Source organism: Enterobacter sp. MEB024 (assembly GCF_030209635.1).
GTDB classification, from domain to species: Bacteria; Pseudomonadota; Gammaproteobacteria; order Enterobacterales; family Enterobacteriaceae; genus Enterobacter; species Enterobacter ludwigii.
Genome location: NZ_JARVRQ010000003.1, coordinates 181787 through 193392 on the forward strand (window position 1 = coordinate 181787; position 11606 = coordinate 193392).

The 11606-nt window shown below is 54.1% G+C and carries 10 protein-coding genes; 7 read left to right on the forward strand and 3 right to left on the reverse strand.

The genetic code is table 11. The annotated features are described in order from the left end of the window. Positions 1-79: 79 nt before the first annotated feature. From QRN24_RS07085 to mglC, 7 genes are all read left to right on the forward strand, one after another. Positions 80-1228: a YbfB/YjiJ family MFS transporter gene (locus tag QRN24_RS07085; protein ID WP_284942539.1), complete on the forward strand. Its 1149-nt coding sequence runs from the start codon at positions 80-82 to the stop codon at positions 1226-1228. Positions 1229-1330: 102 nt separating this feature from the next. Then, positions 1331-1999, forward strand: coding sequence for a GTP cyclohydrolase I FolE (gene folE / locus QRN24_RS07090; RefSeq protein ID WP_020883194.1), 669 nt, complete (start codon positions 1331-1333; stop codon positions 1997-1999). 18 nt (positions 2000-2017) lie between these two features. Continuing rightward, the gene (gene yeiB / locus QRN24_RS07095) at positions 2018-3175 is read left to right on the forward strand and encodes a DUF418 domain-containing protein YeiB (RefSeq protein WP_059306320.1); all 1158 of its coding nucleotides are present in this window, start codon (positions 2018-2020) and stop codon (positions 3173-3175) included. A gap of 155 nt (positions 3176-3330) precedes the next feature. Beyond that, positions 3331-4353, forward strand: coding sequence for an HTH-type transcriptional regulator GalS (gene galS / locus QRN24_RS07100; RefSeq protein ID WP_020883196.1), 1023 nt, complete (start codon positions 3331-3333; stop codon positions 4351-4353). A 295-nt stretch (positions 4354-4648) separates the two neighbouring features. Beyond that, positions 4649-5647, forward strand: coding sequence for a galactose/glucose ABC transporter substrate-binding protein MglB (mglB, locus tag QRN24_RS07105; protein WP_014170907.1), 999 nt, complete (start codon positions 4649-4651; stop codon positions 5645-5647). Between the two features lie 79 nt (positions 5648-5726). Further along, positions 5727-7247 carry a galactose/methyl galactoside ABC transporter ATP-binding protein MglA gene (mglA, locus tag QRN24_RS07110; RefSeq protein ID WP_020883197.1) on the forward strand — a complete coding sequence of 507 codons (1521 nt, stop codon included), beginning with the start codon at positions 5727-5729 and terminating at the stop codon, positions 7245-7247. Positions 7248-7262: 15 nt separating this feature from the next. Then, positions 7263-8273 carry a galactose/methyl galactoside ABC transporter permease MglC gene (gene mglC / locus QRN24_RS07115; protein WP_014170905.1) on the forward strand — a complete coding sequence of 337 codons (1011 nt, stop codon included), beginning with the start codon at positions 7263-7265 and terminating at the stop codon, positions 8271-8273. A gap of 49 nt (positions 8274-8322) precedes the next feature. Here the strand turns inward: mglC and QRN24_RS07120 are convergent, their stop codons facing one another. From QRN24_RS07120 to cdd, 3 genes are all read right to left on the reverse strand, one after another. After that, on the reverse strand, positions 8323-9711 hold the full coding sequence (locus QRN24_RS07120) for a glutamine synthetase family protein (RefSeq protein WP_126487976.1): 1389 nt from the start codon (positions 9709-9711) through the stop codon (positions 8323-8325). 121 nt (positions 9712-9832) lie between these two features. Beyond that, entirely contained in the window at positions 9833-10552 is a 720-nt protein-coding gene (gene sanA, locus QRN24_RS07125) for an outer membrane permeability protein SanA (RefSeq protein ID WP_014170903.1), read from the reverse strand. 127 nt (positions 10553-10679) lie between these two features. Continuing rightward, positions 10680-11564 carry a cytidine deaminase gene (gene cdd / locus QRN24_RS07130; protein WP_020883200.1) on the reverse strand — a complete coding sequence of 295 codons (885 nt, stop codon included), beginning with the start codon at positions 11562-11564 and terminating at the stop codon, positions 10680-10682. Positions 11565-11606 lie beyond the last annotated feature (42 nt).

The window sequence follows — 11606 nt, forward strand, 5'->3', positions numbered from 1 at the left end:
CCTGTGAGTAACTTTCACTTTCGCAGGACGGTAAGATGCGGCATCATAAATTAACTTTTCTTTAACAATTGGAGCGGTCATGGCGCTGCGTATCGCGCTCAGTGGGTTTGTGGTTCTGGTGGTAGCGATGGGGATAGGGCGCTTTGCTTTTACCCCTCAGGTGCCGCTAATGATTGCCGCCGGGCAACTCACGCTCACCAGCGCGGGCCTGGTGGCGGCGATGAACTATCTGGGCTATCTGGTGGGAGCATGGGATGCAATGCGTGCGCACCGCTTCGTTGAAACACGCCTCTGGTTGGGTATTTTTGGTGCAGTTGCGCTGACGCTGCTTTCCGCTGCGGCCGATAACGCCGTGGTACATGGCCTGCTGCGCTTTGTGATTGGCTGCATGAGCGGCTGGTCGATGGTGCTGATTGCCGCCTGGACCAACGAGCGGCTGGGACAACTGGGGAAACCGGGTCTCAGCGCCGCGGTATTTGCCGGGCCAGGTGCTGGTATTGCGCTCAGCGGGCTGCTTGCCGTCTATATCCAGACTAAGGCGCTTTCCGCCGGTGCAGCATGGCAAATCTACGGCGTACTGGCGCTGGTGCTTATCGCGCTGGTGGCCCGGTATCTGCCGCGGGCGGGTCAACTTCACCGGCCGGGCAGCGCACCGGAACCGCTCGTCCTCACGAAGAATTTAAAGCGCCTGGTCTGGAGCTACAGCCTGGCCGGGTTTGGCTATATCCTTCCGGCGACCTTTTTATCGCAAATGGCGGCCGTGCGTTTTCCCGGCAGTCTGTTTGCCCAGTTTGTCTGGCCGATATTTGGTATTGCCGCCGTGGCGGGCATTGCGCTCAGCATCGTTTTACGCCACACCTCAACCTCAAACCGCAGGCTGGCTATCGTATTGTGGTTGCAGGGGGCAGGCGTACTGGCAGCCTGGCTGCTGCCGGGGATTGGCGGGTTACTGACCGGCGGCTTGCTCGTTGGGGGCGGGTTCTTGTGTGCCGTTCAGCTCTCTTTACTTTATGGGCGCGAGCTGGCACCAGATCACACGCGCTACATGGCGGGACTGCTTACTACCGGTTATGCCATCGGTCAGTTGATTGGCCCGGTAACGTCGGCGTTGTCGACGTGGCTCACGCACCGACTGGAGCCTGCGCTGGGGCTGGCGGGCGTCGCGTTGTTCATCGGCGGCGCACTGGTCTGGGATCGTCAGGCCGAAAGGCAACAGCAATTGCAATAATTATCGTCGTGAATACTGGATTATGTGCGCCGCCTCACGCACAATGAGCGCACACTTTTGTCACAACGAGGGCAAAAGACGCCACACCTGCAGGAGAAAAGAATGCCATCACTCAGTAAAGAAGCAGCCCTGGTTCACGAAGCTCTGGTTGCGCGTGGTCTTGAAACGCCACTGCGTCCACCCGTTCAGGAACTGGACAATGAAACCCGTAAGCATCTGATTGCTGGGCATATGACCGAGATCATGCAACTGCTGAATCTCGATCTGAGCGACGACAGTCTGATGGAGACGCCGCACCGTATCGCAAAAATGTACGTTGACGAAATTTTCTCCGGCCTGGATTACGCCAATTTCCCGAAAATCACCGTCATTGAAAACAAGATGAAGGTGGATGAGATGGTAACGGTACGTGATATCACGTTAACCAGTACCTGCGAACACCACTTCGTGACCATCGACGGTAAAGCGACCGTGGCTTATATTCCTAAAGATACGGTGATTGGTCTGTCGAAGATTAACCGCATCGTGCAGTTCTTTGCTCAGCGTCCACAGGTGCAGGAGCGTCTGACGCAGCAGATCCTGACCGCGCTGCAAACGCTGCTGGGCACCAATAACGTGGCAGTATCTATCGACGCCGTTCACTACTGTGTGAAAGCGCGCGGCGTGCGTGATGCCACCAGTGCGACCACCACGACGTCGCTGGGCGGTCTGTTTAAATCCAGCCAGAACACCCGCCAGGAGTTTCTGCGCGCCGTGCGTCACCACAACTAATCTGACAGGGCAGGCTACATGGAGCGAAACGTCACGCTCGATTTTGTTCGAGGCGTCGCCATTCTCGGTATCCTGCTGCTTAACATCAGCGCCTTCGGCTTGCCGAAGGCGGCGTATCTCAATCCTGCGTGGTATGGCGACATCACCCGCAGCGATGCCTGGACGTGGGCCATCCTCGATCTCTTTGCCCAGGTCAAATTCCTCACCCTGTTTGCCCTGCTGTTTGGCGCAGGCCTGCAGCTACTGCTCAGGCGCGGCACGCGCTGGATCCAGTCGCGTCTGACATTGCTGGTGATCCTCGGCTTTATTCACGGGCTGTTCTTCTGGGATGGCGACATTCTTCTCGCCTATGGCTTAGTCGGGCTGATTTGCTGGCGGCTCATTCGCGATGCGCACAGCGTAAAAAGCCTGTTTAACACGGGTGTGATGCTTTACGTCATGGGCCTTGGCGTGCTGTTACTGCTGGGGATAATCTCCGGTGATGCGGCAAACCGTTCATGGATCCCCGATGCCGCCAACCTTCAGTACGAGCAGTACTGGAAGCTGAAAGGAGGCACGGAAGCGATAAGCAACCGTGCGGATATGCTTGGCGATAACCTGCTGGCGCTGGGCGCACAATATGGCTGGCAGCTGGCAGGGATGATGCTGATGGGGGCATCACTGATGCGCACCGGCTGGCTGAAAGGGGAGTTTTCCCTTCGCCACTATCGCCTGACGGGAGCCGGGTTAATTCTTCTCGGCGTGCTGATTAATCTGCCGGCCGTGATCATGCAGTGGCATCTGCACTGGAACTACCGCTGGTGTGCGTTTCTGCTTCAGGTCCCGCGCGAGCTGAGCGCGCCCTTCCAGACGATTGGCTATGCGGCACTCATTTACGGCTTTTGGCCACAAATGTGTCGCGCATGGATTGTCAGTGCCATTGCCTGCGTAGGCCGTATGGCCCTCAGCAATTACATTCTGCAGACGCTGATATGCACCACGCTTTTCTATCGGTTTGGCCTGTTTATGAAATTCGACCGGCTTTCGCTGCTGGCGTTTGTTATCCCGGTCTGGATGGTTAACCTGGCGTTTTCTGTTCTCTGGCTACGTTATTTCCCCCAGGGGCCGCTGGAGTGGGTGTGGCGTCAGTTAACCGCACATGCTTCAGGGGTATCATTGAGAAATACATCCAGATAACGATCTGGATCACAATCATTAACAAAACGGATGTAAACGTTTTCATCTGTGTGAGCTTCTTCACGTAGTCCCCTTTCTCTCGCTGCCAAAATAGCCACCTTGCTAAACACAGGGGGTGTCTGTGAGTTGCTGCAATCCTTTGAAGGATGGTGAATATGATCACCATTCGTGACGTCGCCCGTCAGGCGGGTGTTTCCGTGGCTACCGTCTCACGCGTGCTGAACAACAGCGCGCTGGTCAGCCCTGACACCCGCGAAACCGTAATGAAAGCCGTGACCCAGCTGGGTTATCGCCCTAATGCCAATGCGCAGGCGCTAGCCACGCAGGTCAGCGATACCATTGGCGTGGTGGTGATGGATGTCTCTGATGCCTTTTTCGGTGCTCTGGTTAAAGCGGTAGACGTTGTCGCTCAGCAGCATCAGAAATACGTGCTGATTGGCAACAGCTATCACGAGGCTGAAAAAGAGCGTCATGCGATTGAAGTGCTGATCCGCCAGCGTTGTAACGCACTGATTGTGCACTCAAAAGCCTTAAGCGATGACGAAATTTCCGGGTTTATGGAGCAAATCCCGGGCATGGTGCTGATCAACCGTATTGTGCCAGGGTATGCCCACCGCTGCGTCGGGCTGGATAACGTCAGCGGGGCGATGATGGCCACCAAAATGCTCATCAACAACGGGCATCAGCGGATCGGTTTTTTGGCCTCCAGCCATCATATTGAAGATGATGAGCTGCGGCGCGAAGGCTGGCAAAACGCCCTTAAAGAACAGGGTATTACGCCGTCTGAAAGCTGGGTTGGAACCGGAACGCCGGATATGCAGGGCGGGGAGGCGGCGATGGTGGAGTTACTGGGCCGTAATCTGCAGCTGTCTGCCGTGTTTGCCTATAACGATAACATGGCGGCCGGGGCGCTGACTGCGCTGAAGGATAACGGCATTGCGGTGCCACAGCATTTATCGTTGATTGGTTTTGATGATATTCCCATTGCCCGTTACACCGACCCGCAGCTGACCACCGTGCGTTACCCCATTGCCTCTATGGCCAAACTAGCCACTGAGCTGGCGTTACAGGGGGCGGCAGGGCTGCTGGATCCGGGCGCAACACACTGTTTCATGCCGACTTTAGTGCGTCGACATTCTGTCGCTGCCCGGCAAATTGTGGTTCCGATCACTAACTGATTACATCAGCTGATGTAACCGTTTTCAATCTGTGAGTAAATTCACAGTATCTTAACAAGGCGCTGACTATGATGTCAGCGTTTTAGGGGCTGAAACGCTATGTAACAGTGATTAATCACTTTCACCATAGCCAATGTGCCGCAAACAACGAATAAAACGCATTTCTGGAGCGTTACCGAACACGGAAGATAGAAATTTTATAAGTGAACTTCGGCTGTCAGTAACGTTTCATTAACACCTGCCTGCCGATCGTTATTCACAAGAACTACCCTGCATAAAAAAAACCGGAGATACCATGAATAAGAAGGTGTTGACCCTGTCTGCTGTAATGGCAAGCATGCTTTTTGGTGCAGCAGCGCACGCTGCGGATACCCGTATTGGTGTGACCATCTATAAATACGACGACAACTTCATGTCTGTTGTCCGTAAAGCTATCGAGAAAGATGCTAAAGCAGCGCCAGATGTTCAGCTGCTGATGAATGACTCCCAGAACGACCAGTCCAAACAGAACGACCAGATCGACGTTCTGCTGGCAAAAGGCGTGAAGGCACTGGCCATCAACCTGGTTGACCCAGCTGCGGCAGGCACGGTCATTGAAAAAGCGCGCGGCCAGAATGTGCCGATTGTCTTCTTCAACAAAGAACCTTCCCGTAAAGCGCTGGACAGCTATGACAAAGCGTTTTACGTCGGTACTGACTCCAAAGAGTCCGGCATTATTCAGGGCGATCTGATCGCTAAACACTGGGCGGCGAACCCGAACTGGGACCTGAACAAAGACGGCCAGATCCAGTTCGTGCTGCTGAAAGGCGAACCAGGCCATCCGGATGCTGAAGCCCGTACCACTTACGTTATCAAAGAGCTGAATGATAAGGGCCTGAAAACCCAGCAGCTGGCATTAGATACCGCGATGTGGGATACCGCTCAGGCGAAAGATAAGATGGACGCGTGGCTGTCCGGCCCGAACGCTAACAAAATCGAAGTGGTAATTGCCAACAACGATGCGATGGCTATGGGTGCGGTAGAAGCGCTGAAAGCGCACAACAAATCAGCCATTCCTGTGTTCGGTGTGGATGCACTGCCAGAAGCTCTGGCCCTGGTGAAATCCGGTGCAATGGCCGGGACCGTGCTGAACGATGCCAACAACCAGGCGAAAGCAACCTTCGATCTGGCGAAAAACCTGGCCGATGGCAAAGGTGCGGCAGACGGTACGACCTGGAAAATTGAAAACAAAATCGTTCGCGTACCTTACGTTGGCGTAGACCAGTCCAACCTGGCTGAGTTTATCGGTAAATAAGTTATTTGAATTGTCTTCACTGGGCGCAACTTGTTGCGCCCTTTTATAACGCGATATGCGAGGCCAACAAGGTATAATTATGGTCAGCACAAATACTCAGTCATCTGGTGAATACTTGTTGGAAATGAGCGCTATCAACAAGTCATTTCCCGGGGTTAAGGCACTCGATAATGTTAATTTAAAAGTTCGTCCTCACTCTATTCATGCATTAATGGGGGAGAACGGCGCAGGTAAATCAACATTATTAAAATGTCTTTTTGGGATCTATCAAAAAGATTCTGGCAGCATTCTTTTTCAGGGGAAAGAGATCGATTTCCATTCAGCAAAAGAAGCACTGGAAAACGGTATCTCAATGGTTCACCAGGAATTAAACCTGGTGCTGCAGCGTTCTGTTATGGATAACATGTGGCTGGGCCGTTATCCGACCAAAGGTGTCTTTGTCGATCAGGATAAAATGTATCGCGACACCAAAGCGATTTTCGATGAACTGGATATTGATATCGATCCGCGCGCCCGCGTGGGAACGTTATCCGTATCCCAAATGCAGATGATCGAAATTGCCAAAGCGTTCTCCTATGATGCGAAAATCGTCATCATGGACGAACCGACATCGTCATTAACGGAAAAAGAGGTTAACCACCTTTTTACCATTATTCGTAAGCTCAAAGACCGCGGCTGCGGCATTGTTTATATCTCTCACAAAATGGAAGAGATCTTCCAGCTGTGTGATGAGATTACCATCCTGCGCGACGGCCAGTGGATTGCCACCCAGCCTCTCGAAGGGCTGGATATGGACAAGATCATCGCCATGATGGTGGGGCGCTCTCTGAACCAGCGCTTCCCGGACAAAGAGAACAAGCCGGGTGAAGTGATCCTTGAGGTTCGCAATCTCACCTCGCTGCGTCAGCCGTCTATTCGCGACGTCTCTTTTGACCTGCATAAGGGCGAAATTCTCGGTATCGCAGGTCTGGTTGGGGCAAAACGTACTGATATTGTCGAAACCCTGTTCGGTATTCGTGAGAAAGCCGCGGGCACCATCACGCTGCACGGTAAGAAAATCAATAACCACAGCGCTAACGAAGCCATTAATAATGGTTTTGCGCTGGTCACGGAAGAGCGTCGTTCGACCGGTATTTATGCGTATCTGGATATTAACTTTAACTCGTTAATTTCCAATATTCGCAACTATAAAAACAAAGTCGGGCTGCTGGATAACTCCCGCATGAAGAGCGATACCCAGTGGGTGATTGACTCCATGCGCGTCAAAACGCCAGGTCACCGCACGCAAATTGGTTCGCTGTCAGGCGGTAACCAGCAGAAGGTCATTATTGGCCGTTGGTTATTAACCCAGCCAGAAATCCTGATGCTGGATGAACCGACCCGCGGTATTGACGTCGGCGCGAAGTTTGAGATTTATCAGCTGATTGCCGAGCTGGCGAAAAAGAATAAAGGGATCATTATTATTTCTTCCGAAATGCCGGAATTGTTAGGGATCACAGATCGTATTCTGGTTATGAGCAATGGTCTCGTTGCCGGTATTGTTGACACCAAAACGACAACGCAAAACGAAATTTTGCGTCTTGCGTCTTTGCACCTTTAAGATCAGGGGCTCCTCATGAGTGCGTTAAATAAAAAAAGTTTTCTCACTTACCTGAAAGAAGGCGGTATTTACGTTGTTCTTTTAGTACTGCTGGCTATCATCATTTTCCAGGACCCTACGTTCTTAAGCCTGTTGAACCTCAGTAACATCCTGACCCAGTCCTCCGTGCGTATTATTATCGCGCTGGGCGTGGCGGGACTTATCGTGACGCAGGGGACTGACCTGTCAGCGGGACGTCAGGTTGGCCTCGCGGCGGTTATCGCGGCAACGCTGCTACAGTCGATGGAAAACGCCAACAAGGTGTTCCCGGAAATGGCGACCATGCCCATTTTCGTGGTGATCCTGATTGTCTGTGCGATCGGCGCAGTGATTGGTCTGATTAACGGCATCATTATCGCTTACCTGAACGTGACGCCATTTATCACCACCTTAGGTACGATGATCATCGTTTACGGTATCAACTCCCTGTACTACGACTTCGTGGGGGCGTCGCCAATCTCTGGCTTCGACAGCGGGTTCTCGACCTTTACGCAAGGGTTTATCGCGCTGGGCAGTTTCCGCCTGTCGTACATTACCTTCTACGCCCTGATTGCCGTCGCTTTTGTCTGGATCCTGTGGAACAAAACCCGCTTCGGTAAAAACATCTTCGCTATCGGCGGTAACCCGGAAGCGGCGAAAGTGTCTGGCGTCAACGTTGCCCTGAACCTGCTGATGATCTATGCCCTGTCAGGTGTGTTCTACGCCTTTGGTGGGATGCTGGAAGCGGGCCGTATCGGCTCTGCAACGAACAACCTGGGCTTCATGTACGAACTGGATGCGATCGCAGCCTGTGTGGTCGGCGGCGTCTCCTTTAGCGGCGGCGTGGGTACCGTGTTCGGCGTGGTAACCGGTGTCATCATCTTTACCGTGATCAACTACGGTCTGACCTACATCGGTGTGAACCCGTACTGGCAGTACATCATCAAAGGCGGCATCATCATCTTTGCGGTCGCCCTGGATTCACTCAAATACGCGCGTAAAAAATAATCGCCTCTGGCATTACCTGGCCCGCTCATCGAGCGGGCTTTTTTGTGCTTCACGCCAGACTCGACTCCTCCCGGGTGACAATGCTCTCGAACCAGTCGAGTTCGGAGAGTTTGCAGGCAACCCACTGTTGAGAAAAAGCCTCTCCCAGGCTGTCGGTAAGATACTGACAGCGTGCAAATGTCTCGATCGCCTCCTGCTGAAACAGCGGCAGATCCGGCCCGTCCTGCTGAGGTTCAGGTAAATCCTGCTCGTCAAAATTTTCCAGCCCGTACAGCATTCCGCTCAGAAGCGTTGCCGCCACCAGATACGGGTTTGCATCAGCCCCGGCCAGCCGGTACTCAATACGCCGGTTATGGTCATCAGAGCAGGGAATACGCAGCGCGGCGGAGCGGGTGTTATAGCCCCAGGAGTTAAATAGCGGTTCCGTGAGGTTTTTACGCAGGCGGCGGAATGCGTTAACGCCAGGGGCGAGAATGGCGATGGAGGCGGGCATCAGCGCCAGCTGGCCAGCGATGCAGAGGCGCATCATGCTGTTCAGCGCTTCCACCGGAGACGCGAATACGTTTTCGCCATGAATATCGTTCAGGCTGAAATGGAAGTGCAAACCGCTGCCGGACTGCTGGCTGAACGGTTTGGCCATAAAGTTGGCCTGCAGACCCTGTTTCTCCGCAACGTAGCGGGTCAGGCGTCGCAGGGCCAGCACGTTATCGCAGACTTCAACGACGCGATGGCTATGCTTCAGGTTTAACTCGAACTGGCCAGATTCGGCCTCGGCCACGATCCCGGTCAGGGGGATACGCTGCAGGTGCGCCAGCTGCTCCAGCTCGTCAAACAGCGCCGCGTGTGCCGTTGAGGTATCCATATGAAAGCAGCCCTGATTTTGTGGATCCTGCGTGCCGCGTCCGGTCAGGTAAAACTCAATTTCCGGGGCAATCACCGGGAAGAGCCCGTGCTGATGGAAACGAGCCAGAACGTTTTGCAATATCACCCTTGGCTCAAGCGGGCACGGTTTGCCGTCGCTCTCTTTCATGGTCAGCAGGATCTGCGCGTTATGCTGAGGGTCTTGCGAACAGGGGCGTAGGGAACCGCCGACGGGAACGCAGAGCCGGTCGGGCTCATCATCAAGCGGGGCGGCTATTTTGCCTTTATGGTCCATGGAGTAGACGGAGAGGGGGAAGTAACAGCCTTTTTCCAGATTCAGCATGCTTTCCACCGAGAGCCGCTTGCCGCGCATAATGCCATTGATATCGTTCAGGTAAACGTCAATATGTTTTGTCTGCGGGTAACGTTCCAGGTAATCCGCCACTTCCAGCGAGACGTTGTGCTGCATGGCATCAAGTTTGTCATCAAGCCAGAGGCCAGCGTTGAGCGCCGTCGGGAGTGATAAACCCGGGAAGTTAAAATAGGGGCGGATATTTTTCAGGAAAAACGCATTCATTATTGAGTTCATAGTCATTCTTCAATGAAGCCGTAGCGGCAGTGAACTCAGCTTAAAAGGGGCGGCGTAAAGGCGGGATAAAAAGCGTTACGCCCGGTATAAAGAAAGTATAAAGGCGAGGCTATTTTTTCTCTTTTTTCTGCATATCAAGCAGTTGTTCTGGCGTGACGGCCGGGTAGCCCTGCGCATCTTCCGGCACTTCATGCATCGCCGGAATGGGTACCAGCGGGCCTAAAAAGCGCGGTTCACGTTTGAAGATGTACAGATCGGCCAGAGCGCCAAAACGCGCGCCAAACTCACGTACGCGGACGCTCAGCATATCTTTAGGCGACGGCACGGCGTAGCACTGCGCCTGGATACCCATATGCAGTGCGATAAACAGCGCCCGTTCGCAGTGGAAGCGTTGGGTAATGATGATGAAATCGTTGGTATCGAACACCTTGCGCGTACGCACGATGGAATCCAGAGTACGGAAACCCGCGTAGTCGAGCACGATATCGGCCGGATCGACGCCAGCGGCAATCAGGTCTTTGCGCATGGTGACCGGTTCGTTATAGCTTTGCAGCGCATTATCGCCGCTCAGCAGCAGGTAATTCACTTTGCCGCTGTTATACGCGTTCAGCGCGCCCTGAATGCGGTAACGATAATACTGATTAATTACCCCGGTGCGGTAATACTTGGCGGTACCCAGCACAACGCCGACCTGACGATAGGGCAGGTCCTGCAGGTCGTCAAAGATATACGGAGCCGTTTTCCAGCTCATCCAGCGATCAAGACCCAGCACGATCAACAGCAGTATGCCGACCAGGACAGACAGGCTGTAAAAAGCGCGCTTTAACATGCAGATGGCTCGTACCGAAGGTGAAATTTAACTCAGGCTACTTTACCCGCCTGGTTAGCGCAAGAAACAGCGAATCAACTGAGGGGTTTTTCAGCAAAGCGGCGGGCATTTCTGCCCGCCGGAGGCATTACGCAAGCAAAACACGGTCAATAGTTGAGCAGCCGAGCGCTTTCAGCGTTGCGGCGGTGGCATCCCACTGGATCAACGGCGCGTCGGCTTTCTCTGCCAGAATAGCGCGCTGAATGTCCGGGTAGTCATAGCCATTGAGGCTCAGCAAATTCAGGGCGCCCTGAAGCGGTGGCAGCGTCGGGTTAAAGGCGGCGTTTTCGGCATAGCTGCCGGTGAAGATGCGACCATCACGACACTGCAGCGCCACACCGCTTGGGGAGTGACTGTATGGCGTGTGGCTCTTGTTCGCCGCACGAATCGCGGCTTCGCTCAGCGCATCGCCGGAAAGGGCAAAACCGTGATCCTGTTCATCCATCAGCAGTGTTTTGATGTCCAGATCTTTCGGACCAAACGCGTCAGGCAGGTAATCCCCGAGGGTATGCGGCGCACGGCCTGGCAGATTGATGCGTAACTCCAGCCCGCTGTTCAGCTCGTTCATGAACTGGCGGCAGTGGCCGCAAGGGGTGTAGTTAACGGTAATGGCGCTCAGCGCTTGTTCACCGCGCAGCCAGGCGTGGCTGATGGCGCTTTGTTCCGCGTGAACGGTCTGCTGCATGGTCGCGCCCAGGAACTCCATGTTGCCACCGAAGTACCAGGTTCCACTTACGCCGCGTGCAATCGCACCGACGTTGAAATGAGAGAGATCGGCGCGGGCGCAGGCCGCCGCCAGCGGCAGCAGCGCGAAGGCCAGCGCGTCGTCGTCCAGCCCTGTGGCTTCTTTCAGTGCCGTGACGTGTTCAGCCGTCAGCAGGGCCGGGAAATGCTCATCCGCCAGAATCGGGGCCAGAGCTGATTGCACATTCTCTGCAAGCTGGGCGAAAGCAGCTTGAAAACGTGGATGCATGGCGTTTGCCTCATAAAGGTTAATGGATCGGTAGTTTACGGA